This is a genomic window from Massilia sp. P1_C10, assembly GCF_056406475.1.
Genome location: NZ_JBFUAC010000009.1, coordinates 1 through 24,764, shown reverse-complemented (window position 1 = coordinate 24,764; position 24,764 = coordinate 1). Strand labels below are relative to the sequence as shown.

The following is a 24,764-nucleotide window of genomic DNA, read 5'->3' as shown; positions in this document are numbered from 1 at the left end:
CTAGAACAAAGAGGTTGCCGTGCCGTCCACTGTACCGAAACTCACCATCCTCGCCGGCCTGCTGCTGACCGCCGGCCTCCATGCCGCCGAGCCGACCAGCGCGCGCGTGCAGCGCCTGCTGTCGCAGATGTCGCGCGCCGAAAAGATGGCCGTGATTCGCGGCGCCCAGGAACCGGCCGACGCCACCCTGGGCCAGGCCGGATGGACCGCCGGGGTGAAGCGCCTTGGCATCCCCGACCTGCGCTTCGCCGACGGCCCGCCCGGCGTTCTGGTGCGCCACGCCTCGACCGGCATGCCGTCCACGCTGTCGATGGCGGCGACCTTCAGCCCGGCGGACGCGGAAGCGACCGGCGCGATCATCGGCCGCGACGCGCGCGCGCTCGGCGTCGACGTCATCCTCCAGCCCTTCATCAACATCTACCGCGACCCGACCTTCGAGCGCGCCTACAACACCTTCGGCGAAGATCCGGTCCTGACCGGCACGCTGGGCGCGCGCTTCGTGCGCGGCGCGCAGGCGCAGAACGTGATGGCGCAGGCCAAGCACTTCGTCGGCTATGACGGCGCGTCGGCCGACGTGAAGATCGGCGGCCAGGCGCTGCGCGAAATTTACGTGGCGCCGTTCCGCGACGTCGCCCAGGCCGGCGTCGCCTCGGTCATGTGCTCGTACAACCGCGTCAACGGCGTGCACGCCTGCGGCAACCGCTCCATCCTCAACGGCATCCTGCGCAAGGAGTCCGGCTTCAAGGGCTTCATCACTTCCGACTGGGGCGCGACCCACGGCGCCGAATTCCTCGTCAATGGCCTGGACATGGAGCAGCCGGGCATCGGTCCCGGCGCGTTTTTCGCCGTGACGAAGGAGGCGCCGGCGCCGGCCATGACGGCCGACGACAAGGCCGACCTGCTGGAAACGCTGGCCGCCGGCGTACCGGAAGAACAGAAGTACATCACTCGCCCTCGCCCTGAAACGCCGCAGCCGGAACCGGCGGGCGTGTCGAAGAGCCTGGCCGAAGCGTTCGCCAGGGGCAGCGTCGCCGACGCGGATCTGGATCGCGCCGCAGGCCGCATCCTCGGCCAGATGGAAGCCTTCGGCTGGCTGGACCGGGCCCCGAGCCACGCGATCAAGGCGCAGCCGATCGACGACAACGCGCGCGCCGTGCAGCGGCTGGCCGAACGCGGCGCGGTCCTGCTCAAGAACGACGGCGTGCTGCCGCTCAGGCCCGCGGACCTCGATTCGCTGGCCCTGATCGGCCCCGGCGCGCAGCAGACCTTCGCCATCGTCGCGGGCGAGGAACAATCGTTCGGCCGCGCCGAGCGCCAGGTCGGCGCGTATCACGCCCTGCGCACCATGACCGCCAGCCCTGGCATGCGCCTGGCCGTCGGCGCCGACATGACCGGCGCGCCGATCCCGAAAGCGGCCTTCAGCGGCCTGACCCGCGATGGCGCGCCGGCCGCCGACATCGACAACACGCTGCGCTCCGGCCAGCCGCTGCCGGCCGGCGCCAACGCCAAGTGGGAAGGCACGCTGGCGGTGGACGCCGACGGCGACTACGACATCGACCTGCAGCTGATCGGCGCCACCGGCCGCTTCATGATCGACGGCCGCAAGGTCGGCAACATGGGCTGGTGGGGCGGCCACGGCGACATCGTGTTCGCCAACCGCGACAACGTGGTGCCGACCACCGATGGACTCGACAACGTGCGCCGCCTGGTCAAGCTGAAGGCCGGCGCGCACAAGATCCAGGTCGAAGCGACCGCCGACAGCAGCAGCGTGCCGGTCCAGGTGCGCCTGGCGTGGGTGACGCCGCAGATGAGGAAGGCGGCGTTCGACGCCGCCGTCGACGCCGCGCGCAACGCAAAAACCGCGGTGGTGTTCGCATGGAGCCGCAACCGGCCGTCGTTCGGCCTGCCGGGCGAGCAGGACCGCCTGATCGAAGCGGTGGCCGCCGTCAACAAAAACACCATCGTCATCCTGAACACCGGCCAGGCGGTCGCGATGCCGTGGCTGGGCAAGGTGCGCGCCGTGATGGAGATGTGGTACACCGGCGACGAAGGCGGCTGGGCCGCGGCCAACCTGCTGACGGGCCGCGCCAATCCGGCCGGCCGCCTGCCGATCACCTGGCCGCGGCGCATCTCCGACGGACCGGCCAACGATCCGGCGCATCCGGAGCGTTCGTCGAAGGGCGTAAAAGGGAAGACCGTCTACGCCGAAGGCATCTTCGTCGGCTACCGCTGGTACGACCAGAAAAACATCGCGCCGCTGTTCCCGTTCGGCCACGGCCTGTCGTACACCAGCTTCAGCTACTCCGACCTCAAGCTCGCGCCGGCGGCCGATGGCGGCGTGGACGCCAGCGTGATGATCAAGAATATCGGCGCCCGCGACGGCGACGAAGTGGTCCAGGCCTACGTTGGCGCGCCGCGTCCGGCACCAGGCGGCGCGGCGTTCGCCAAGCGCGCCCTCGCCTCGTTCGACCGCATCACCCTGGCTGCGGGCGAGCAGCGCCGCGTCGAACTGCACATCCCGCCGGAGCGCATGCGCTACTGGTCGGAGCGCGACCAGGCGTGGCGCGACGCGCGCAACGGCCGCGTCGTCTACATCGGCGGCTCATCGCGCAACCTGCCACTGTCGAAAGCGCTCGGAAAATGAAGATCAATACGGAATACGATGCAATCGTCATCGGCAGCGGCATCAGCGGCGGCTGGGCGGCAAAGGAACTGTGCGACAAGGGCATGAAGACCCTGGTGCTCGAACGCGGGCGCGACGTCAAGCACATCACGGATTATCCGACCATGAGCAACCCGAGCTGGGACTTCCCGCTGCGCGGCGCCATCAGCCGCCAGCAGGCCGCCGAGAATCCGCTCATCTCGAAGGCCGCCGGCTACGACGCGACCACCGCGCACTTCTTCGTCAAGGACGCGGACCACCCCTACGTGCAGGAGAAACCGTTCCAGTGGATCCGCGGCTACCAGGTCGGCGGCAAGTCGCTGACCTGGGGCCGCGCCTGCGCGCGCTGGGCCGAAACCGATTTCACCGCGCCGGAGCGCTACGGCTACGGCATCGCCTGGCCGATCTCGTACCAGGACATCGCGCCCTGGTACAGCCATGTCGAGAAGTTCGTCGGCGTCTGCGGCAGCAAGGAAGGCATTCCCAGCATGCCGGATGGCGAATTCCTGCCGGCGTACGAACTCAATAGCGTCGAGCAGCACCTGCGCACGGTGATCGCAGAGAAGTTCGGGCGCCACTACGTCTCGGGCCGCTGGGCGCAGTTGACCGACCCGACCGCGCTGCACCTCGAACAAGGCCGCGGCCAGTGCCAGAACCGCAACCTGTGCATGCGCGGCTGCCCGTTCGGCGGCTACTTCAGCGCCAACAGCGGCACCCTGCCCTGGGCCGCGCGCACCGGCAACCTGACCATGCGCCCGCACTCGGTCGTCCATTCGGTCATCTACGACGAGAAGCTTGGCGTGGCCACCGGCGTCAAGGTGATCGACGCGAAAACCAAAGAGACGCACGTGTTCAAGGCGAAGATCATTTTCGTCAACGCCTCGGCGCTGAACACCAACCTGATCCTGCTCAATTCGAAGTCGAAGCGCTTCCCGAATGGCCTCGGCAACGACAACGGCCTGCTCGGCACCCACATCGGCTTCCACAACTACCGTGCCGGCATGAGCGGCGAGATCGACGGCTTCGAGGACAGCTACTACGAAGTGCGCAAGCCGGCCGAATGCATCATCCCGAACTTCCGCAACGTAAACAAGCAGGACACCGATTTCGTCGGCGGCTACGTGATCTTCTCCGGCGCCGGCCGCCCGGGCTGGGACGATCCCGGCATCGATCCGGGCGTCGGCCCCGCATTCAAGGAGGCGATGGGCAAGCCCGGCAAGTGGAACGCCTACATGTACATGCAGGGCGAGACCATCCCGAAGAAAAGCAACCATGTCCGCCTCAGCACCGACAAGACCGACCAGTGGGGGATACCGCTGCTGGTGACGTCTGTCGGCTACGACGACAACGACGACCGGATGGTCAAGGACTTCCTCACCGAGGGACGCAAGATGATGGAGGCGGCCGGCTTCAAGAACATCCAGGCCACCGACAACCACCAGGCGCCGGGCCTCGACATCCATGAGATGGGCGGCGTCCGCATGGGCAAGGATCCGAAGACCTCGCTGCTGAACGAACACAATCAGCTCCACTTGTGCAAGAACGTGTACGTCACCGACGGCGCCTGCATGACCAGCACCGGCAACCAGAGCCCGTCGATCCTGTACATGGCGCTCACCGCGCGCGCCGTCGACCATGCGGTCAGGGAGTTAAAGAAATGAACCGTCGCGACCTGCTCAAGGCCATTGCCGCTTCCACCGGCTGCGCGCTGATCGGCATGGAGGGCGCGCTCGCCAAGCCAGCCGTCCGCTCGCCATTCTCGGCGCGCGATCACGCCATGTTCGACGAGATTTCGGAGACCATCATCCCGCGCACCCGGACGCCCGGCGCCAAGGATGCCGCCGTCGGCGCCTTCATCGCTCGTTATTCGGCGGCCTGCTACGAGCCCGGGCACCTGCTCATCCTGAAGCAAGGCATAGCCACGCTCGATGGGCTGATCCGCGCGAAGTCTGGCGCCGACTTCCTGCACGCGTCGCCGGCGCAGCGGCAGTCGCTGCTGATCGACATCGACCTGCAGGCGAGGAAGCACGCGAAGGAACCGAACCAGGCCACGCCGCATTACTTCACGCTGATGAAGCAACTGACGCTGCTTGGCTTTTTCACCTCCGAACCTGGCGCCACTCGCGTGTTGCGCTACCGGCCCGTCCCGGGAAAATACAAGGGCGTCGTCCCTTACAAAAAGGGAGAAGCATCGTGGGCATGATGAACTGGCGCCTGCTGGCGCTTGCTACGCTTTCCGTAGCGCCGCTGCAATTGTGCGCCGCCACGCCTTCACAGCCCTACCTCGGCCGCTGGGACGTCACGCTGCAAACGCCGGAGCGCGCGTATTCGTCCTGGATCGACGTGCGTGAAGAAAAGGGCCGCGTGCGCGTGCGCATGGTGGGGCGCTGGGGCCATGCGCGCTGGCTGCCGAAGGCCGGCATCGTCGGCGGCCACCTGCGCTTCGTCTCGCCGAAGGAAGAAGAAGGACGCCCCGACGACATGGTGTTCGACGCCGTGCGCGCCGGCGCCGAGCTGCACGGAACCACGAGGGGGCCGGACGGCGCCGCGTGGACCTGGCGCGCCGAGCGCGCGCCTGCGCTACCCGCCGCGAAGGCGCCGCAGTGGGGCGCGCCGGTGCCGCTGAATGACCTGAGCGCATGGAAGCCTCTCGACGCGGCCGCCAAGCCGTGGCGCGTCGCCGACGGCACGCTGGTCAGTCCCGGCGCCGGCACCGACCTGCGCAGCGTCGCCGAATTCGGCGACTTCAAGCTGCACCTGGAATTCAACTGCGCGCCCGGCGCCAACAGCGGCGTGTACCTGCGCGGCCGCTACGAACTGCAGATCGAGAACGACCTGAAGCCCGAGGCGCCCAACATGCGCACCGCCGGCATCTACGGCTACCTGGCGCCCACGGTCGCCGCGCCGCGCAAGCCAGGCGTCTGGCACAGCTACGACATCACGCTGGTCGGCCGCTACGTCACGGTCGCCCTCGATGGCAAGGTGGTGATCGACCGGAAGGAAATCCCGGGCATCACCGGCGGCGCGCTCGATAGCCGCGAAGGCGCGGACGGTCCGCTGGTCCTGCAGGGCAGCGAGGACGGCGTGGTCACGTATCGCAATATCGTCATCACTCCGGCGCTGAAGAAGCCATGACGTCGGGACCGCGTCGGCGTTTCCTGCGCATGGGCGCCGCCGCGGCGGCCGTCTCCGCCATCCCGGCGAGCATCGCGCGCGCGCTGTCGATACCCGCCGCACGGGTCACCGGCACCATCGCCGACGTCGAGCACGTTGTCATCCTGATGCAGGAGAATCGCTCGTTCGACCACTACTTCGGCACCCTCAACGGCGTGCGCGGCTTCGGCGATCCGCGTCCCATCACCCTGCGCAACGGCAAGCCCGTGTGGTACCAGCCCGCCGACGACTACCGCCACGTGCTGCCGTTCGCCCTGCGCGGCGGCGACGAATCGGAAAACCGCACGCAATGCGTAGAGACCGATTTGCCGCACGTGTGGAAAGGCAGCCAGCGCGCCTGGGCGTTTCACGACGCCTGGGTCCACCACAAGCAGCACACCTCGATGGGCTACCTGACGCGCCAGGACATCCCGTTCTATTACGCGCTGGCCGACGCCTTCACCATCGGCGACGCCTATCACGCGTCGCTGTTCGGGCCGACCAATCCGAACCGGATGTACCTGTTCAGCGGCACCAACGGCCTGTCGGTGAACCAGGACGGCTTCCAGGCGCTGGAGAACGTCGACGACCTCAATTACACGGCGCCGATGGCGCTGGACAAGGCTGGCTGGGTCTCGCCCTACACCTGGACCACTTACGCCGAGCGCCTGAGCGCGAAGCAAATCAGCTGGAAGGTGTACCAGGAATACGATAACTACGGCTGCAACGCGCTGGCCTACTTCCCGCAGTTTCGCAACCTGGACCTGAACGATCCGGCGCAGCGCGACCGCTACCGGCGTGGCCGCGCCTGGGCCGGCGAAACCTCCGCCGGACAGGCCGTGAACCCCAACCCGCCCGATGCGCAGGCGCTGGTCGACCAGATCGCGCTGGACGTGCGCAACGGCGCCTTGCCGGCGGTATCGTGGATCGTCTCGCCGGCGAAGTTCTGCGAGCACCCCGACGTCAATCCGCCGGGCTACGGCGAATCGCTGGTCGCGCGCATCCTCGACGCGCTGACCGCCAATCCGGCCGTGTGGGCGAAGACCGCTTTCATCATCTGCTACGACGAGGAAGGCGGCTTCTTCGACCATGTGCCGCCGCCGGTGCCGCCGGCCTCGCGCAGCGACGGCTACAGCGGCGTGCCGACCGACGGCGAAGTCTCCGGTGGCGAGCCGGTCGGCCTCGGCCCGCGCGTGCCGCTGCTGGTGGTGTCGCCGTGGACCCGCGGCGGCTGGGTGTGTTCCGAAGTGTTCGACCACACCTCGATCCTGCGCTTCCTCGAAAAGCGCTTCGGCGTGGCAGAGCCGAACATCTCGCCGTGGCGCCGCGCCGTCTGCGGCGACCTGACGTCGATGTTCGACTTCGCGAAACTGGACGCGCAACGCCCCGACAGCCTGCTGGCCACCGGTCACCGCACCTACCTCGACCGGGCCGACGTCCTGTGCCGCAACCGCAAGGTCGTGCCGCTGCCGGTCAATCAGAGCCTGCCTGCGGCGGAGAGCGCGGCGACGCGTCCCGCCCGCGCCCTTCCTTACCGGCTGGCCGCCGACGGCGCGCGCAAGAACGACGCTTTCACGATCGCTTTCGCCAACAATGGCAAGGCGGGCGCCGTCTTCACCGTGTATTCGCTGCGGCACAACAACGGTCCCTGGTACTACACGCTGCCGCCCGGCGACGCCTTCACGGAATCGTGGCCGCTGCGCGGATTCGCGGACCGGCAATACGATTTGCGCGCATACGGTCCGAACGGCTTCGTCCGCGTTTTCCGCGGCAGCGCCGACAGCAATGCGGAAGTCGCCCTGCGCCACGATGCGGCGCGCAAAGAGGTCGTGCTGGTGCTGGCGAATCGCTTCGCGCGCGACTGCACGTTCACCCTGAAGGACGGAGCCTATGGCGCCGGCACGCTCGCCTTGAAGGTGGACGCGGGCCAGCAAATGACGCTGCCATGGCCGGTCGCGGCAAGCCACGGCTGGTACGACCTCGAGGTGGCGGTGGACCAGGATTCAGTGTTCTACCGGCGCCTGTGCGGCCATCTCGACGATGGCCTGCCGAGCCGCAGCGATCCGTCGTTCGGCGCGGCGCGCGAAAAAGGAGTGTGAAGATGTCCATTTTCAAAGCAGGACTTCTGGCCTGCGCGCTCGCCATGCTGGCGCCGGCATGGGCATTCGAGACGGTCGCGTTGGCGATTCCCAGCCCGTCGATGCAGAAGGCGCCGCGCGCCACCGTGATCCTTCCCGACGGTTACGGCAAGGACGCGAGCCGCTTCCCGACGGTCTACCTGCTGCACGGTCATGGCGGCAGCGATGCCGACTGGGCGTCGAAGACGAGCATCGGCAAGCTGGCCGACACTTACGGCCTGATCGTCGTCATGCCCGACGGCGGTTACGACAAGTGGTATGTGGACAGCCCGGTGTCACCCACGGACAAATACGAGACCTACATCGGCGAGGAAGTCGTGACGTTCATCGATCAGCGCTTCCGCACAGTGGCGCAGAGGAACGCGCGCGCGATCACGGGCCTGAGCATGGGCGGCTTCGGCGCGCTCCACATCGCGCTCAACCATCCGTCCACGTTCGGCGCGGCCGGCAGCATCAGCGGCGGTGTCGATCCGCGTCCTTTCCCAAAGAACTGGAACCTCGCAGGGGCCTTCGGCGACCCGGTCAACAATGCCGCTTACTGGAGCAGTGTGGCGATCATCAACAACGTGCACCGCATTGCCGATGGCGGCATCGACGTGGCGATCGATTGCGGCGGGGACGATTTCTTCGCACCCGGCAACCGCGCGCTGCACCAGCGCATGCTCGAACTGAAGATCCCGCACGACTACACCGAGCGCCCCGGCGGCCATAGCTGGGACTACTGGGCCAACGCCATCAAATACCAGATGCTGTTCTTCTCCACCAAATTAAATGACTCGACAAATCGCTAGCGCGTTCCTCCTCTACCTGGCGTTTGGCTTGTCAGCCTCCGCGCAGGGGGTGCCGCCGGCCCAGCTGGTGCCGCAACCGCAGTCGCTGACGCTGGCGCCAGAACCACCGTTCGTGCTTGACCGCAGCGTCAGCGTCGCCGCGCCCGCCTCGCTGGCGCAGCCGGCCCACCTGCTGGCCGCCACGCTGAACCTGCGCGAGAATGCGGCGCACGGCGGCCGCGAGATTCGCTTCAAGCTCGAACCCATACCGGGCGCGGTCGCGGGCGCCTACCGATTGCAGGTGCGCGAATCGGCGATCACGATCTCCGCGGCCGATGCGGCGGGCGCCTTCAACGGTGCGCAGACCCTGCTGCAGATGCTGCCTGCCGGCGATGCGGCGAAGCGAACCGGGAACGCCGTTGCGGCGCTGGATATCGCCGACGCCCCCCGCTTCGCGTGGCGCGGCCTGACGCTGGACGTGGCGCGCCACTTCTTCGGCGTGGCGACGATCAAGCGCGTCATCGACAGCATGGCCGCGTACAAGCTCAACGTCCTGCATCTGCACCTCACCGACGACAACGGCTGGCGCGTCGCAATCCGCTCCTATCCGAAGCTGACGACGATCGGCGCGCGCGGCGACATGAGCAATCCGCGCGGTCCGGCGCGGTTCTACACGGCCGCCGACATCCGCGCCATCGTGCGCTACGCGGCCGAGCGCCAGATCGAGATCGTGCCGGAGATCGAGATGCCTGGCCACGCCGGCGCCGCGGCGCGCGCCTATCCCGAGTTCTTCGACGGCGCCCACACCTTCAACCCGGCGCATCCCGGCACGTATCGATTCATCGATACCGTGCTGGCCGAAGTGGCGCAGCTGTTCCCCGGCCGCTACATCCACTTCGGCGGCGACGAGGTCGACGCCAGCGAGACCGGCTGGAGCCGGAGGCCGGCGGTGGTGGCGATGGCGCGCGCGCTGGATCCCGCATCCGACAAGCCGAATTTCAAACCGGTCGAAGCCGAATTCGCGCGCCGCGTCGTGCAGCTGATCCGCAAGCACGGGCGCACGCCAATGGGCTGGGACGAGATCATCTCGGCGGGGCTGAACGCCGACACGCTGGTGCAGTGGTGGCGCATGGACAAACCGGAGGTCATGCGCACCGCGCTGGCCCAGGGGCAGTCGGTGGTGCTGTCGCCGGCCGACACCATGTACCTCGATTATCCGCAGGCCCTCGGCGAGCCGGGCGCGCCGTGGGGCGGCAATGAAGGCGGCCCGATGTCGGTGGAGAAGATCGTCGCCTGGGAGCCGATGCCGGCCGGCCTCCCGGCCGAGGCGCAGAGCCGCATCCTGGGCGTGGAGGCGGCGTTGTGGACGGAGCTGGTGCGCAGCGAAGCGTACTTCGAATTCATGCTGTATCCGCGGCTGGCCGCGGTGGCCGAGGTGGCGTGGCGCCAGAAGCCCAACTCCATGCCGGCGGCATTCGCCGCGCGGGTGGCGCCGCATGTGGCGCGCTGGCGGGCGTTAGGGCGCAGCGTGCGCGGCGGCCCCGAAGACGCGGTCAAATACATGACGCATTAAGCCAGGGGTCAGGTCCGCCGGACCTGACCCTATTCCTGCGAACCGCGCCGGGTTCGCTCAGTGTGTCATGTACTTCGACGCGTCGTCCGGGCCGTGCCGCGAGTTGATGCCGGCGGCGTCGAGCAATTCGATCTGCGGCTTCAGGCGCGCTTCGAACTTTTGCAGGTCGCGCCTGGCCGCCGGCGACCACGCCACTTCGGCGAACGCCATCATGCGCGGATACAGCATGAACTGCAGGAAGCTCTCGGTGCGGATGAATCCCGTCCAGAGGCAGGCTTCGATGCCCCGCACGCGCGAGCGTGCCGCTGCGGAATAACTCGCCGGAATCGGCTCCCACGCCAGCACCTTGGCCATCGACGTCGGGCCGTTATCGTTGCCCTCCCACGGCGCGCCCGGCTCGCCGAGTCCTTGCGGATAATCGAAGTAGACCTGGTCCACCGGCGACAGCACCACGTCGTATCCGGCCTTGACGGCCAGGTCGCGCGCCTCCGGATGGTCCTTGCGCCACCATTGGATCACCGCGCTGCGATCGACGCCGGCGCTGAACGCCTCGTCCCAAGCCATCGGCTGGCGGCCGATGCCGCGGATGATCTCCGTCACCCGGCGGTCGAAGTGCCCCTCGACCGCGCGAATGTCCTTGCCGCCCAGTTTCTGGCGCAGCGCCTGGATGTCGGGCCGGGTGCCCCAGTTGCTGCCCAACGCCAGCTCGTCGCCGCCGAAGTGCAGCTGCGGCGACGGGAACAGGCGGGCCACTTCCTTGAACACCGCTTCGACGAAGCCGTACGTCTCGGGATTGGCCGGGTTGATGCTGTTGCCGCCATCGAAGAACTGCGGATAGGCGCGCGCCGACCGGCCGGCATGGCTCGGCATCTCGACGGTCGGCACGACCGTGATATGACGCGCCGCTGCGTAGGCGACCAGCTCCCTGACATCTGCCTCGGAATAGAACTCGCCGTTCTGGTCGTCCGTCAGTTTCGGATAGGCCGGAATGGCGATGCGCCAGCCGGCGTTGTCGGTCAGGTGCAGGTGCAGCACATTGAGTTTGTAGTAGGCCATCTGGTCCATGATCGACATCAGCGCCGACTTGGGGAAGAAATGGTTGGCCACGTCGACCAGCAGGCCGCGCCAGGCGAAGCGCGGCGCATCGCTGATCTCCAGCGCCGGCAGCGGCGCGCCGCGGGCGGCGACGACCAGCTGGCGCAGGCTCTGGGCCCCGTAGAACAGCCCCGCGCTGTCGGCCGCCTGGATGCGGATCCGTTCCGGCGTCAGCGACAGCGTGTAGCCTTCCTTCGGCGCGGACGGCACCATCTCGAGCACGATCTCGCGGCCCTTGCCGGCGCCGTTCGGCAAATGAAGCGATGACGCCAGCTGCGCCGCCGTCGCGGCAGCCGCGCCGCGGCCGATCACCGGCGTGTCGGGGGTGAGGACAAACACGCCCTGGCCGGCTTTGGACTGGGACGGTTGCGGGATGACCGCATCGACGGCGGCGACGGCGGGCCCTGGTGCGCCTTGGGCTGCGCCGGCGAAGGCGGCAGTCATGAAGCAGGCCGCTGCAATGCGCAACAGCCCGCGGATTTCGATACTCATGCGAGGTCTTTCTTTTTATGTGTTCAGGAAGCGGCGCAATACTTGCGGATGAAGTCAGCGTGGGTCGGCATGAAGTCGACGCACTTCCGCACCACCGTTTCGACATTGCCGAGGAACTCGGCGACTTCGCTGGCGGGACGCACGTCGGCGAACGGATGATGGCTTCTCGCGCGGATGCGCTGGCCGTGCATCACCTGCAGCCAGCTCACTTCGCCGAACAGGTCCAGTTCGGCGCGCGACAGGCGGCCATTGCTGCGGTACAGGTCCATCTTGTGCTGCAGGCTGTCCGGGATGGCCATGGTGCGGCAGTAGTTCCAGAACGGCGAGTCGTCGCGCTCGGTGGCCTTGTAATGCAGGATGATGAAGTCGCGGATGCGTTCGTACTCGGTCTGCGCCTGCGCGTTCGCTTCCGCGATGTCGGCCTCGTCGAAGCCGGCGCGCGGGAACATCGTCAGCATGCGCAGGATGCCGGTCTGGATCAGGTGGATGTTCGTCGACTCGATCGGCTCGAAGAAGCCCGCGGCCAATCCGATGGCCACGCAGTTCTTGACCCAGACCTTGTTGCGCCGTCCCGGCACGTAGGAGATGTGGCGCGGGTCGGCCAGCTGCTTGCCGTCCAGGTTATTCAGGAGGATGGAAGCGGCTTCGTCGGACTCCATGAAGCGGCTGGAGTAGACGTGGCCATTGCCGATCCGGTGCTGCAGCGGGATGCGCCACTGCCAGCCGGCCGAATGGGCGGTCGCGCGCGTCATCGGAATCAAGGGCTCGACCGAGCTGCATGGCACCGCGATCGCGCGGTCGCACGGCATCCAGTGCGACCAGTCCTGGTAGCCGGCCTTGAGGGTCTGCTCGATCAGCAGGCCGCGCAGGCCGGAGCAGTCGACGAACAGGTCGCCGCCGATCTTCTCGCCGCTTTCCATCACCACCGCCTCGATGAAGCCGTCCTCGGGACGCTGGATCACCTGCGCGACCTTGCCTTCGGTGCGCACCACGCCGTCCTTCTCGGCCAGTCCGCGCAGGAAGCGCGAATACAGGCTGGCGTCGAAATGGTAGGCCGGGACGATCTCGCTCAGCGGCGAGCCTGGCATGTCGGACGGCGCCTTCATGAACTTCGCCTGCTGCGCCGCCGCCGTGTTGATCGAATATTTTTCCAGCGGGGCGGCCTTCCCGTCCTGGAACTGGCGCAGCCAGAAATGGTGGAACGGCAGGCCGTCGAGCTGAGGCCCCAGCTTGCCGAAGCCGTGTACGTAGCGGTCGCCGATGCCGCCCCAGTTGACGAACTCGATGCCCAGCTTGAACGTGCCCTGGGTCGCGCGCAGGAATTCGTCCTCGTCGATGCGCAGGATCGAATTGAAGGTGGCGATGTGCGGGATGCTGGCCTCGCCGACGCCGATGATGCCGATGTCGTCCGATTCGACCAGCCGGATGCGGTAGTCGCCCTTGAGGATGCGCACCATGGCGGCCGCCGTCATCCAGCCCGCGGTGCCGCCGCCGACGATGACGATATCCCGGATGTGATTATTTTGCATCTGCGTTCCTGCCCAACAAAGTAAAAAAAAAGCCCCTGCCAGTATATCGGCAGGGGCTCGCGTCAAGCCACGATCAGAACTTGTAGGTGGCGCCCAGCAGGATCTGCTTGCCGTAGGTGTTGTACTTCCACGGCAGCTGGCCGGTGCCGTTGCCGCCGACCTCGGGTCCCTTGGTCTGCACATACGGCGTATCGGTCAGGTTGTTGACCTGCAGCAGCAGCGACAAGCCCTTGTACTGCCCCGTCTCGAACGAGTAGCCGATCTGGAAATCGACCACGGCTTCGGCCTCGATGTGCGAAGACGACTCCGTTCCCAGGATTATGCTGCGGGTGGTCGAGGTGAAAGCGGAACGGTAGCGGCGGCTGATCCGGGTGGAGAAGCCGGCATTCTCGTAATAGGCCGTCACGCCGTTGACCACGCCGGAGAAGCCGTCCAGGTTGATCTTCTGGCCGTTGTTGTCGAGCGGCAGGCTGTTCTTGGTGCCCGACAAGGTGGCGGTCACGCCGAAATTGCTCAGCATCGGCGTCAGCAGCGAACCGTCGAGCGATGCGCTCAGCTCCGCGCCCCATACCTTGCCGCCCTCGCCGTTCGCCATGGCCGAGATGGTGCCGAGGTTCGGATTGCAGTCCTTGTTCGCCACGCTGCAGCCCGGGGTCAGGCCCGAGTAGTTCGGGAAACCGGTGAAGTCGCGCGTCACCGTCTGGTTGTAGATAAAGCTCTGGAGCTTCTTGTAGAACAGGGCGGCGGCCAGGTAGCTCTTCTTGCCGAAGTATTTCTCCAGCGAGAAGTCGACCGACTGGGCGCGCCACGGCTGCAGGTCCGGCTTGCCGCCGGCGCCGGCCGACCAGGTGCCGATGTTCGAGCCCAGGGCGATGGCGGTCAGCTTCGGCTGGTCGGCGCCGGCACGCATGTCATCCATCCGCGGGCGGGCCATTGCCTTGGCCATGCCGAAGCGGGCGATCAGATCCGGCACGATTTCAAAATTCAGGTTCAGGCTCGGCAGGTAGTCGGTGTAGGTCGAGCCGCCGGTGACCGGTATCACCGAGCCGGCGCCCGGCGCGCCCGGCGAACCGCCGCCGTCGTTCCAGGCAAAGCCATTCGAGAGCTGATCGGTGTGGACCGCCTGCACGCCGACGTTGCCGCGCACTGGAACGCTGCCCACGTCGGTATCGATGTTCAGCTTGGCGTAAGCGGTGCTGATCTTTTCGTGGATCGAATACTTCTGGGACTGGGCGTTCCACGGATTCTTGGCGGTCTGGGTATACAGCCCGAGGATGCTCGGCACGTCCCACGCCAGGATATTCGCGTTGATGTTGCCCATGTTCAGGTTGGTGGTGCCGCGCAGGGCAGCCGCGGGGATCGGCATATTGTCCTGCGCCAGCGTCAGCTGGTACTCGGAATTGTTGACCACCTTGTCGCGCTTGGTGTAATTCATGCCGAAGCTGAGCTTGCTGAACATGCCGTCCAGGCTGCGCTCCCCGCCGAGGCGCAGCGACTTGAGCTCATCGGTGTAGTTCGGCGTGACCAGCTGCGCCCACGACGGGTTGTTGGTCAGCCGCATGACCGCCGGATTGCTCAGGTCCTGGTTGGTCGACCAGCCCGGATTGGAATTGCTGTCCAGGCCGCTGAACATGAAGGTCGCGGCGCCGCGCGGCCCGGTGGCGATCGACTCGATCAGGCTCTCGTGGCGCTTGGCCTTGGACAGGCCGACGTCCATGGTGGCGGTCCACTTGTCGTCGAGCTTGAGCTCGCTCTTCCAGCCGGCCGAACGGATATCGTCGGTGCGGTTGAAGTTCTTGTCGTCGATGATGTTGGTGCCGTTGGCCACGGTGCCGCTGGCCACCACGGTGTTGCCATGGACGCTCTGGGTCTTGACGTTCGAATAGGCCGAGGCGGGGTCGGACCACAGGCCGAGGTCGCCGGTCCACTGGTTCGTCACGCGGTCCTGGGTGAACTTCGAATAGTACAGGTCGACCGCGGTGCGGAAGGTCTTGTTCGGACGGTACTCGATCACGCTCATCAGGCCATCGCGCACCTGCTTGCTCGACACGTTACTGGCGGTGAAGCCTTGCGAGGCAACCGCGCCGGCCGGGATGCCGGTGGCGCCGGCGCCCCATTGACCGACGTAGTCGCCATAGGTCCACGACTCGTAATTCTTCGCCTGGCCTGGCGAATCGAGGTGGGCGAAGCCGAGCGAGAAGCCGACCGTGCGGTCGAGGAACTGGTCGATGTAGGCGGCGCTGACGCGGTTGCCCAGGGCGCCCTTGCCGTTGGAGTTCAGTTTGCCGTAGGAGTTTTTCTCGCCGCGCGCATTGAGGTAAATCTGGCGCGTCTGGAAGTCGAGCGGCATGGCCGGACGGATGTCGATCGTGCCGGACAGGCCCTGGCCGACCAGCGCGGCGTCGGGGGTCTTGTAGACCAGCACCTGGTTCACCAGTTCGGACGGGTACTGGTCGTACTCGGCGGCGCGGCCGTCGCCGGAGCTGACCACTTCGCGGCCGTTGATGGTCGAGCCGGAGAAATCGCCGCCCAGGCCGCGGATCGAGATGCCGGAGGCGCGGCCGTCGACGCGTACCGCCGTCAGGCCCGGCAGGCGGGCGATCGAGTCGGCGATACTGGCGTCGGGCAGCTTGCCGATGTCCTCGGCCGACACCGCTTCGATGATCTGGTCGGAATTTTTCTTGGCCGCGATCGCGCTTTCAATCCCGCGGCGAATACCCGACACCACCACCACGTTGCTGGTGGCGACTTCCTGCGCATAGGCGGCCCCGGAGATCAGCAGCAGGGTGCAGGCCGCGGCAATCGGGGTGATCGGAAAACGCTGGAATACGAGTGCGGGCTGGGGAGAATGCGTGGTCGCTGGCTTGTTCATGTAGTGCAGCCTTCCTTTTGATAAGTAGGTTCAATTGTTGTTAGAAAGTCTAGTGAGATGGCCCATTGTCTCCAAATTGGAATCGTTCCCACACCTTCACCGCCGATAGTGCTGCTGGCTCGGTTTTTTGTCAATTGATTTGTTTTTTTGGTAGGCGTTCGCGCCACACCGGGACCGGCGGATCGGCGCGGCGGCTAGGCCTCGGCCGGCGCCGCGCCGGTCGCGGGCGCGTCCCCTTCCGGCAGCGGCCGGCCGCCCTCCGGCGCATCGGTCTGCGCAGGTCGCGCCATGGGCCCGCTGCCGAACAGGAAGCGCTGCACCCACAGCGCGAGCCGGCGATGCACCTTGCGCACGGCGTACGCGACCAGCGCGATCACGATCGCGTCGACTACCAGACTGCTCTTTTCCACCGCGCGCCGCACGCCGCCGTCGCCCGGCAGCACGCTCGAATAGATCCATTCGACCATGCCGAACAAGCACAGCAGCAGCACGCTGGCGACCGCAAACACCAGCGCGCGACTGGCGGCAAAATCAAAATCGAACACCCGGTAGCGCAGTACCGCGTAGGCGAGCCCGCCGAACATCAGGAATTGTCCGACGAAGTACATCACCACCGTGACGCGCAGGTCGCCCAGCACGGTGGCGTCGAACGCCGGCACCATGTTGAGGAAGCCCGGCACCGCTCCCACCGCGAACGACATCAGCAGCCACAAATGGCGCTGGCGCACTTCGCCGCCGGTATGGCGCCAGCCGTCGGCCAGGCTGACGAACACCAGCGCGAGGCCGAACACCACGATCATCAGGGCGGGCAGCCACAGCCACGGCGTTTCGCGTCCGAGTGCGAAGCCGATCGCATACGCCGTGGTACCTGCCACCAGCGCCCGGTACCACGGAAACAGCCGCCGCAGCGCGTTGCGCACCGGGCCCGGCGGATAGGGCTGGAACTGCAGCGCGAACACCACGCAGCCATACCAGATCAGGTTATAGCTGGCGATATTGACGAACTTGCTCAATTCCAGCGTGGGGCCGGCAGGCGAATAATTGAAGTTGTGGAAGTAGATCAGGCTGAGCGTGACGAAAGTGATCGACAGCGCGCGGTAGGCCGGCCCGTCGCGTCTGAACGCGACCATCAAGGCGAACAGCAGCGCGGGAATCGACATGAAGAAGCGGCCGCCGTAATCGAAGTAATCGCCGTTGCTGACCGGCTCGGGCACGGCCAGCAGGGACAAGCGGCGCTCCTGCCCTCCCTGGGACAAGGTCACCCCGACCCGCTCGCCGGGCATGAACTTGCGCCAGCGATTCTCGTAATCGTCGAACGTCAGATAGTCGCCGGGCCGTCCGCCCGCCATCGCCATCGGCAGGCCTGGTTCGGCCGACCGGATGCGCAGGCGATAGGTGCCCTGGCCATCGGCCGTGTTGCCGATCGTGTCGGCCAGGGTCACGCCCAGGCTGCCCTGCTGGCCGTCGATCAGCAGCGGCTTGACGGCATGGCTGAACTCGCTAACCATCAGCACGGAGGTCAGCGCCACCAGGACGCAGACGAGCAATCGCCAGACCCTGGTGGATATCCAACCCCGCGCGATGACCTCTGCCCCCAAACATCCTCCCGAAGCCGCAAACTATTATAGTTGGGCAATATATTGGGGATATTAACGGAAACGAGGGCCAACAAGTGCACGCTTTGTAACAGTGCGCGCCCTATCCGGCCAGGCCGAGCCAGGCCGGCACGTGCGACAGTACATACAGCGCCACGCCGATCAGGCCGCCCACGATGGTGCCGTTGATGCGGATGAACTGCAGGTCCTTGCCGATATTGAGCTCGATCTGCTGCGACATTTCGCGGCTGTCCCAGTTCTTCACCGTGTCCGAGATATGCTTGGTGAGGAACTGCGCGAACTCCGGCGCGGCGCTGCGCGCGGCCGATTCCAGGTGGTCGTTGAGCGACTGGCGCAGGCGCGCATCCTCGGCCAGCGTCTTGCCGATCCAGGCGCCGGTGGCCACCACGCGCTTGTGCAGCACCGAGTCGTCGCTGTGCAGGTCCTTCTTCAGCCACGCCTTCAGGTCGTCCCACAGCGTTTTCAGGTAGGCGTTGAGGGTCTCGTCGCCGATCAGGTACTGCTTGATCTCCTCGCCCTTCTGCTGGAAATCCGGATCGTGCTTCAGGCGCGCGACGAAGTCCGCGGTGAACGCGTCGAAGTTCTTGCGGATCGGGTGTTCGGGGTCGGCGTCGATGCGCGCCAGGATGCCGGCCGCCAGCCGCACCGCGATGTCGGCGCCCTTGCGGCCGATCGCCTCCTTCGGGATCACCTTTTCGAACATCGAATATTCTTCCTTCAGCCAGTCGACGATGCCCTGCGCGATGAAGGCCTGGGTGTCCTCGTTGTGCAGCAGTTTGGCCAGCTGGTTGATGCCTTCGTCGAGCAGCTGCTGATGGCGCCCGTTCTGCGTCATCGATTCGAGGATGGTCCCGGCCGACTGCGACAGGTCGACGCTGCCGATCAGGGTGTGCACCGCCTTGCTGATGAATTTCTGGACCGGCGCGTCCTCGATGAAGTCGAGCACCCCGGCCGCCAGCTTGACCAGGTAGTCGCCCAGCTGGCGCGAGTTCTCGGGTTTCAGCAGCCAGTTCGCAACCGTCCGCGCCGGGTCGTGGCGCCGGATCAGCGCGACCACCGATTCGGTGTCGAGGAATTTGTCGCGCACGAACACCGCCAGGTTGTCGGCGATCTTGTCCTTGTTCTTGGGGATGATCTCGGTGTGGCGCGACACCAGCGGAATAGGAATGCGCTTGAACAGGGCGGCGACGGCGAACCAGTCGGCCAGCGCGCCCACCATCGCCGCTTCGGAAAACGCCTTGAGCAGCTCGACCCACCATACCGGCCGCAGGAACAGGGTGATGACGAACAGGACGCCGGCGCCCACGAAGAACATCAGCGCCAGCCGCTTCGAGTCGCGCAGCTCGTCCTGCTTGGCGGCGAGCGCGGCGCCGCTCAAATCGGCTCCCCCACGTCGGCGTCGTCGTCCAGCGCGTATTCGCCGCGCTCGTAGGCGGCGATGATTTGTCCGGCTTGCACCAGGTAGCTCGCGGGCGTCAGGATGCGCACGCCGCCCAGCGCCGGCGCGATCAGCAGGTCGGCCTGCACGTGGTTGGCGTCGGCCACCACCGCGGGCACGCCGCCGGCCACCAGGCAGCCCTGCAGCAGCCAGGCGTCGGTCGGCACCATGCACTTGGCGACCACGAACAGGTCGCGGCCGGGCAAGGCTTCGGCTTCCATCGTCACATCGGCGGGATGCAGCAGGTGTTCCATCGCGACTCCTAAGCGGGTAAAGTCATGTCATCTTACTACCGCCTCAGATCACATGCGCGTCCTGTAGCGCCGCGATGGCGTCGGGCGCCCAGCCCCAGTCGGCGAGGATGGCGGCGCTGTCGGCGCCCGGCTTCGAGGCGGCATTGTCGACCCGCGGCGCGGTGCGCGAGAAGCGCGGCGCCGGCGCCGGCTGCACCACGCCGTCGACCTCGATGAATGTGCCGCGCGCCTGGTTGTGCGGATGCGCCGGCGCCTCCGTCATGTCCAGCACCGGCGCGAAGCACACGTCGGTCCCCTCGAGCAGCGCGCACCAGTCGTCGCGGCTGCGGGTGCGGAACAGAATTTCGAAACGGCGTTTCATTTCCGGCCATGCCGCGTGGTCCATCTGCGGCCCCTGTCCGGCGCCGGTGAGCTCGAGCAGCAAGGCGTAGAACTGCGGCTCGAGCGAAGCGATGGTGATGAACTTGCCGTCGGCGCAGGCGTAGCTGTCGTAGAACGGCGCGCCGCCATCGAGCAGGTTCGATTCTCGCGCATCGTTCCACTGGCCTAAGGCGCGCATCCCGTACATCATTGCGCCCAGCAGCGCGGCGCCGTCGGTCATCGCCGCGTCCACCACCTGGCCCTTGCCGGAGGCGCGCGCTTCCAGCACCGCGCACACCACGCCGAACGCCAGCATCATGCCGCCGCCGCCGAAGTCGCCCACCAGGTTCAATGGCGGCGCCGGCGGCGTATCGGCGCGGCCCATGGCATGCAGCATGCCGGTCAGCGCGATGTAATTGAGGTCATGGCCTGCCGACTGCGCCAGCGGGCCTTGCTGGCCCCAGCCGGTCACGCGGCCGTACACCAGCTTCGGGTTGCGCGCATGGCAGGCTTCGGGCCCGAATCCGAGCCGCTCCATCACGCCGGGCCGGAAGCCCTCGATCACCACGTCGGCCTGGTCCAGCAGCGCCAACACCACCTCTTTGGCCGCCGGCTGCTTGAGGTCCAGCGCCAGCGAGCGGCGCCCGCGCGCCATCACGTCGAACTTCGTGCCCAGCATCGGGAACGGGTTGGCGGCGCCGGACGCGCTTTTCCTGTCGATGCGGATCACTTCCGCGCCCATGTCGGCCAACATCATGGCGGCGAACGGGCATGGGCCGAGCCCCACCATTTCGACCACGCGAACTCCTGCCAGCGGTCCAGCCATCTGCTGCTCTCCTTACAGTGAACGGGCGATGATTTCTTTCATGATCTCGTTGGCGCCGCCGTAGATGCGCTGCACGCGCGCGTCCACGTACATCTGGGCGATCGGGTATTCGAGCATGTAGCCGTAGCCGCCGAACAGCTGCACGCACTGGTCGATCACCTTGCACTGCAGGTCGGAGATCCAGTACTTCGCCATCGACGCCTGCACCGCGTCCATGCGGCCGGCGATCATGTCGTCGATGCAGCGGTCGATGAAGATGCGCGCGATGGTCGCCTCGGTCTTGATCTCGGCCAGCACGAAACGGGTGTTCTGCATTTCGATCAGCGCCTGGCCGAAAGCCTTGCGCTCGCGCGTGTGCTCGATGGTCAGCTGCAGCGCGCGCTCGATCGCGGCCACGCCGGAGACGCCGAGAATGGTGCGCTCATAAGGCAGCTCGGTCATCAGCTGCGCAAAGCCCTGCCCTTCCACGCCGCCCAGCACATTCTCCAGCGGCGCGTGGGCGTCGTCGAAGAACAGCTCGCAGGTGTCCTGGCCCTTCTGGCCGACTTTTTCGAGGATGCGGCCGACCCGGAAGCCGGGATTGTCCTTGGTCTCGAGCAGCAGCAGCGACACGCCGCGCGCGCCGGCCGCGGGATCGGTCTTGACCACGACCAGGATCAGGTCGGCCAGGTAGCCGTTCGAGATAAAGGTCTTCGAGCCGTTGACCCGATAGCCGTCCGGCCCCGCCACGGCGGTGGTGCGGATGCCTTTCAGGTCGGAGCCGGCGCCCGGTTCCGACATCGCGATGGCGCCGACCATCTCCCCGGTGGCAAGCAGCGGGAGGTACTTGCGTTTCTGCGCCTCGGTGCCCTGGTTCAGGATGTAGTGGGCGACGATCGCGTGCACGTGGATGCCGAACGCCATGTCGCCGGCGTAGGCCAGCTCCTCGAACACCACGCACTGGTGGGCGAAGCTGCCGCCCGAGCCGCCGTATTCGTCGGGGATGTCGGCCAGCAGGATGCCCATCGCGCCGCCCTTGCGCCACAGCTCGCGGTCGACGTGCTGCTGCTTGCGGTAGCGCTCCTGGTTCGGGACGATCTCGCTGTCGACGAAGCGCCGCACGGCGTCGCGAAAGCCCTCCAGCTCCGGCGTCATCCAGGGTGAGGTCAGTTCCATCATGCGGCCCGGTACATCGTCACGACACAGGCGCCGCCGAGGCCCAGGTTGTGCTGCAGCGCGACGCGGGCGCCGTGGACCTGGCGCGCCGCCGCGTCGCCGCGCAGCTGGTGGGTCAGCTCGTAGCACTGCGCCAATCCGGTGGCGCCGAGCGGGTGGCCTTTCGACAGCAGGCCGCCGGACGGATTGGTCACCACCTTGCCGCCGTAGGTGTTGTCGCCCTCGCGGATGAATTTGTCGGCGCCCCCTTCGGGGCACAGGCCCAGGGCTTCGTAGGTGATCAACTCGTTGTGGGCGAAGCAGTCGTGCAGCTCGACGACGTCGAGGTCTTCCGGGCCTACGCCGGCTTCGGCGTAAACCTTGGCTGCCGCCTCGCGGCTCATATCGTAGCCGACCACGCGCATCATGTCGTTGCTGTCGAAGGTGCCGGGTCGGTCGGTGGTCATGGCCTGGCCGGCGATGTAGACGTCGGTGCGCAGGCCGCGCTTGCGCGCGAAGTCTTCCGACACCAGCACCGCGGCGGCCGCGCCGCAGGTCGGCGCGCAGGCCATCAGGCGCGTCATCACGCCGGGCCAGATCATCGGGGCGTCCAGCACATCCTGAGTCGTGACTTCCTTGCGGAACAGGGCCAGCGGATTGTTCACGGCGTGGCGGCTGGCCTTGGCGCGGATCTCGGCGAAGGCCGACAGCGGCGTCCCGTATTTTTCCATGTGGGCCAGGCCGGCGCCGCCGAAGTAGCGCAGCGCCAGCGGGATCTCCGGCTTGCCGACCAGTTTGTCGGTGACGGCGTCGAATGGATCGAACGGACTTGGACGGTCGGCGAACACGGAGGCCAGCGCGCCCGGGCTCATTTGCTCGAAGCCGAGCACCAGCACGCATTCCGCGGCGCCGCTGGCAATCGCCTGGCGCGCCAGGAACAGCGCGGTCGAACCGGTCGAGCAGTTGTTGTTGACGTTGATGATGGGGATGCCGGTCATGCCGACCTGGTACAGCGCCTTCTGGCCGCTGGTCGAGTCGCCGTAGACGTAGCCGGCGTAGGCCTGCTCGATGTCCTCGTAGGGAACGCCGGCGTCGTCGAGCGCCTGGCGCGCGGCCATCGCGCCCATCTGGTCGTAGGGCGCGCTGGCGCCCGGCTTGGCGAACGGGATCATGCCCACGCCCGTGACGAATACTTTCCTCATTCCCGCTCCTTGAAGGTTGACGGCCAATTATAGGTCAGTCGTACTAGTCCGTACAGCTCATGCGATAATCACATCATGCCATCGACTCTCGCCAGCGTCCCGAAAGCCAAGACTTCGGTCACCACCGAAAAAGGGCTGGGGCGCGCGCACGAGATCCTGCATGCGGCGCGCGCGCTGCTGGCGGCGGACGGCTACGCCGGCCTTTCGATGCGGCGCGTGGCGGCCGAAGTGGGCATGAGCCTGTCGAACGTGCAGCACTACTACCAGAGCAAGGACGTGCTGATCGAAGCGCTGCTGCTGTACACGATGGACGTATTCCAGGCCAAGATGGACGGCATTTCGGCGGAGATGGACAGCGCCACGCGGGTCGAGCAGTTCCTGTCGACGATCGACATGTTCCTCGAAGAGATTACCGACCCGGTGACGCACGCGATCTTCTTCGAAATCTGGGCGCTGGCGTCGCGCAATCCGTTTGCGTCGAAGCTGATGGACCGCATGCTGGCGCGCGAGCGCAAGGCGATCTTCAACCTGATCCGCCCGTTGAACACCGATATCTCCGACGACGAGACCATGCAGCGCGCGATCCTGATGGTGGCGCAGGTCGAAGGGCTGATGCTGTTCCGGCTGAACAAACATGCGCGGCGCGACGAATTCCTGGCCGTGCGCGCATCGGTGCGCAAAGTACTATTGATGCTGGCGATGGCACCGTAAAGGACATTGCGAGGCATCATCTCAATCAATTAGCTTCTCCCCTAGGCTGGCGAAGTCGCAGGACAGTTCTCTGCGACTGATGGCCGGAACTACTATGTGGTCGAATAAGCGGCGTGGCTTAAGGCTTCTACTGGCAGTAGCAACTTTGCCAGCGGGCGCCGGTGCCGCCCCCTCCCCGCCTTCCGGATGCGTCGGCCAGTCGCCAACCGCGGTGGCCCGCTGGGTGTGGAAGAACCGGCCGCCTCTCGACACGCCCGATGCGAATCGTTTTCTCGCCGCAGACTTGCGGGAATCGATCCGGCGCGATGCGGCACGCGCGAAACGAGCCGACGAACCTTGCGCGATCTGCAAAGGAGACCTCTGGACCAACTCGCAGGAAGGGGAAGCGCGTGCGCCAATGACATTCGCAATGACCGGTCTAGAAGGCGCTCGAGCGGAGGTCGTCTACACATTCCGGTTTTCGGTCGATCCCAGTGAACCGACCGAACAGCGCCGGACGCGCATCATCCTTATAAAGGAATCCGGATGCTGGAAGATCGATGACATGCGCTACGGAGCCGCCGATTCGATCAAGCGATGGGTGGAAGAAAATCGATAACGTGAGAGATCGTGTAGCTGAAAATGGGGTCAGGTCCGCAGGACCTGACCCCGGCCTTTGCTGGCGCCCGTAAACGGAGAAGGGGTCAGGTTTGAAGTGCCACCCAAATGTTGGACAGCGAGGATAACTAGCTGATCGCGTACCGAATCCTGTACTTCACAGGACTCAGGCCCTTCAGCCTCGATTTAATGCGCTTGCAATTATAGTATTCGATGTAGCTTGTGATCGCGAGCTGTAACTGGTCGACGCTGCTGAATTTCGTTCGATGAAACATCTCGCTTTTGAGGATGCCAAAGAAGTTCTCCATCACTGCATTGTCATGGCAGTTGCCCTTGCGCGAC

At 66.3% G+C, this 24,764-nt stretch carries 19 protein-coding genes; 9 read left to right on the top strand and 10 right to left on the bottom strand.

Translation table 11 applies throughout. The features are described from left to right. Window positions 1-19 precede the first annotated feature (19 nt). The 7 genes from AC1D02_RS18220 to AC1D02_RS18190 are packed head-to-tail and all read left to right on the top strand — an operon-like array spanning window position 20 to window position 10,296. Window positions 20-2,644, top strand: a complete 2,625-nt coding sequence (locus AC1D02_RS18220) for a beta-glucosidase (RefSeq protein ID WP_477319435.1) — start codon at window positions 20-22, stop codon at window positions 2,642-2,644. Beyond that, window positions 2,641-4,323 carry a GMC oxidoreductase gene (locus tag AC1D02_RS18215; RefSeq protein ID WP_477319433.1) on the top strand — a complete coding sequence of 561 codons (1,683 nt, stop codon included), beginning with the start codon at window positions 2,641-2,643 and terminating at the stop codon, window positions 4,321-4,323. The genes AC1D02_RS18220 and AC1D02_RS18215 overlap by 4 nt, the downstream gene beginning before the upstream one ends. Continuing rightward, the gene (locus tag AC1D02_RS18210) at window positions 4,320-4,865 is read left to right on the top strand and encodes a gluconate 2-dehydrogenase subunit 3 family protein (RefSeq protein WP_477319431.1); all 546 of its coding nucleotides are present in this window, start codon (window positions 4,320-4,322) and stop codon (window positions 4,863-4,865) included. The genes AC1D02_RS18215 and AC1D02_RS18210 overlap by 4 nt, the downstream gene beginning before the upstream one ends. Next, window positions 4,862-5,797, top strand: a complete 936-nt coding sequence (locus tag AC1D02_RS18205; protein ID WP_477319429.1) for a 3-keto-disaccharide hydrolase — start codon at window positions 4,862-4,864, stop codon at window positions 5,795-5,797. The genes AC1D02_RS18210 and AC1D02_RS18205 overlap by 4 nt, the downstream gene beginning before the upstream one ends. Beyond that, entirely contained in the window at window positions 5,794-7,914 is a 2,121-nt protein-coding gene (locus AC1D02_RS18200; protein ID WP_477319427.1) for a phosphocholine-specific phospholipase C, read from the top strand. Before AC1D02_RS18205 ends, AC1D02_RS18200 begins: the two co-directional genes overlap by 4 nt. Before the next feature lie 2 nt (window positions 7,915-7,916). Continuing rightward, a complete protein-coding gene (locus AC1D02_RS18195) occupies window positions 7,917-8,744 on the top strand; it encodes an alpha/beta hydrolase (protein WP_477319425.1) in 828 nt (275 codons plus the stop codon). Window positions 8,745-8,772: 28 nt separating this feature from the next. Continuing rightward, a complete protein-coding gene (locus tag AC1D02_RS18190; RefSeq protein ID WP_477319423.1) occupies window positions 8,773-10,296 on the top strand; it encodes a beta-N-acetylhexosaminidase in 1,524 nt (507 codons plus the stop codon). 57 nt (window positions 10,297-10,353) lie between these two features. On the opposite strand, the gene AC1D02_RS18185 is transcribed toward AC1D02_RS18190, so the two are convergent. The 9 genes from AC1D02_RS18185 to AC1D02_RS18145 form a co-directional block, all read right to left on the bottom strand. Further along, window positions 10,354-11,883, bottom strand: a complete 1,530-nt coding sequence (locus tag AC1D02_RS18185) for a beta-N-acetylhexosaminidase (RefSeq protein WP_477319421.1) — start codon at window positions 11,881-11,883, stop codon at window positions 10,354-10,356. 23 nt (window positions 11,884-11,906) lie between these two features. Beyond that, on the bottom strand, window positions 11,907-13,412 hold the full coding sequence (locus AC1D02_RS18180) for a tryptophan halogenase family protein (protein ID WP_477319419.1): 1,506 nt from the start codon (window positions 13,410-13,412) through the stop codon (window positions 11,907-11,909). 73 nt (window positions 13,413-13,485) lie between these two features. Continuing rightward, a complete protein-coding gene (locus tag AC1D02_RS18175) occupies window positions 13,486-16,284 on the bottom strand; it encodes a TonB-dependent receptor (RefSeq protein ID WP_477319417.1) in 2,799 nt (932 codons plus the stop codon). 194 nt (window positions 16,285-16,478) lie between these two features. After that, on the bottom strand, window positions 16,479-17,831 hold the full coding sequence (locus AC1D02_RS18170; protein ID WP_477319415.1) for a hypothetical protein: 1,353 nt from the start codon (window positions 17,829-17,831) through the stop codon (window positions 16,479-16,481). Window positions 17,832-17,982: 151 nt separating this feature from the next. Beyond that, on the bottom strand, window positions 17,983-19,215 hold the full coding sequence (locus AC1D02_RS18165; protein WP_477319750.1) for a DUF445 domain-containing protein: 1,233 nt from the start codon (window positions 19,213-19,215) through the stop codon (window positions 17,983-17,985). A 59-nt stretch (window positions 19,216-19,274) separates the two neighbouring features. Further along, window positions 19,275-19,592, bottom strand: a complete 318-nt coding sequence (locus tag AC1D02_RS18160; protein WP_477319413.1) for a hypothetical protein — start codon at window positions 19,590-19,592, stop codon at window positions 19,275-19,277. A gap of 43 nt (window positions 19,593-19,635) precedes the next feature. After that, window positions 19,636-20,778 carry a CaiB/BaiF CoA transferase family protein gene (locus AC1D02_RS18155; RefSeq protein ID WP_477319411.1) on the bottom strand — a complete coding sequence of 381 codons (1,143 nt, stop codon included), beginning with the start codon at window positions 20,776-20,778 and terminating at the stop codon, window positions 19,636-19,638. Between the two features lie 12 nt (window positions 20,779-20,790). Next, window positions 20,791-21,936: an acyl-CoA dehydrogenase family protein gene (locus AC1D02_RS18150; RefSeq protein WP_477319409.1), complete on the bottom strand. Its 1,146-nt coding sequence runs from the start codon at window positions 21,934-21,936 to the stop codon at window positions 20,791-20,793. Continuing rightward, a complete protein-coding gene (locus tag AC1D02_RS18145; protein ID WP_477319407.1) occupies window positions 21,933-23,114 on the bottom strand; it encodes a lipid-transfer protein in 1,182 nt (393 codons plus the stop codon). Before AC1D02_RS18145 ends, AC1D02_RS18150 begins: the two co-directional genes overlap by 4 nt. A 75-nt stretch (window positions 23,115-23,189) precedes the next feature. Between AC1D02_RS18145 and AC1D02_RS18140 the strand changes: the two genes are divergently transcribed. Beyond that, the gene (locus AC1D02_RS18140; RefSeq protein ID WP_477319405.1) at window positions 23,190-23,825 is read left to right on the top strand and encodes a TetR/AcrR family transcriptional regulator; all 636 of its coding nucleotides are present in this window, start codon (window positions 23,190-23,192) and stop codon (window positions 23,823-23,825) included. Window positions 23,826-23,919: 94 nt separating this feature from the next. Further along, a complete protein-coding gene (locus tag AC1D02_RS18135) occupies window positions 23,920-24,423 on the top strand; it encodes a hypothetical protein (RefSeq protein ID WP_477319403.1) in 504 nt (167 codons plus the stop codon). Between the two features lie 127 nt (window positions 24,424-24,550). Here the strand turns inward: AC1D02_RS18135 and AC1D02_RS18130 are convergent. Beyond that, window positions 24,551-24,764, bottom strand: a 214-nt coding sequence (locus AC1D02_RS18130) for an IS3 family transposase (protein ID WP_477319401.1), incomplete at its 5' end; no start/stop codon positions are given.

Coding starts and splice junctions, on each gene's coding strand:
- AC1D02_RS18160 (WP_477319413.1), bottom strand. CDS start 19,592: ATGGAACACCTGCTGCATCCCGCCGATGTGACGATGGAAGCCGAAGCC.
- AC1D02_RS18150 (WP_477319409.1), bottom strand. CDS start 21,936: ATGATGGAACTGACCTCACCCTGGATGACGCCGGAGCTGGAGGGCTTT.
- AC1D02_RS18145 (WP_477319407.1), bottom strand. CDS start 23,114: ATGAGGAAAGTATTCGTCACGGGCGTGGGCATGATCCCGTTCGCCAAG.
- AC1D02_RS18155 (WP_477319411.1), bottom strand. CDS start 20,778: ATGGCTGGACCGCTGGCAGGAGTTCGCGTGGTCGAAATGGTGGGGCTC.
- AC1D02_RS18210 (WP_477319431.1), top strand. CDS start 4,320: ATGAACCGTCGCGACCTGCTCAAGGCCATTGCCGCTTCCACCGGCTGC.
- AC1D02_RS18180 (WP_477319419.1), bottom strand. CDS start 13,412: ATGCAAAATAATCACATCCGGGATATCGTCATCGTCGGCGGCGGCACC.
- AC1D02_RS18135 (WP_477319403.1), top strand. CDS start 23,920: ATGTGGTCGAATAAGCGGCGTGGCTTAAGGCTTCTACTGGCAGTAGCA.
- AC1D02_RS18175 (WP_477319417.1), bottom strand. CDS start 16,284: ATGAACAAGCCAGCGACCACGCATTCTCCCCAGCCCGCACTCGTATTC.
- AC1D02_RS18215 (WP_477319433.1), top strand. CDS start 2,641: ATGAAGATCAATACGGAATACGATGCAATCGTCATCGGCAGCGGCATC.
- AC1D02_RS18165 (WP_477319750.1), bottom strand. CDS start 19,215: ATGTTCTTCGTGGGCGCCGGCGTCCTGTTCGTCATCACCCTGTTCCTG.
- AC1D02_RS18205 (WP_477319429.1), top strand. CDS start 4,862: ATGATGAACTGGCGCCTGCTGGCGCTTGCTACGCTTTCCGTAGCGCCG.
- AC1D02_RS18195 (WP_477319425.1), top strand. CDS start 7,917: ATGTCCATTTTCAAAGCAGGACTTCTGGCCTGCGCGCTCGCCATGCTG.
- AC1D02_RS18140 (WP_477319405.1), top strand. CDS start 23,190: ATGCCATCGACTCTCGCCAGCGTCCCGAAAGCCAAGACTTCGGTCACC.
- AC1D02_RS18185 (WP_477319421.1), bottom strand. CDS start 11,883: ATGAGTATCGAAATCCGCGGGCTGTTGCGCATTGCAGCGGCCTGCTTC.
- AC1D02_RS18200 (WP_477319427.1), top strand. CDS start 5,794: ATGACGTCGGGACCGCGTCGGCGTTTCCTGCGCATGGGCGCCGCCGCG.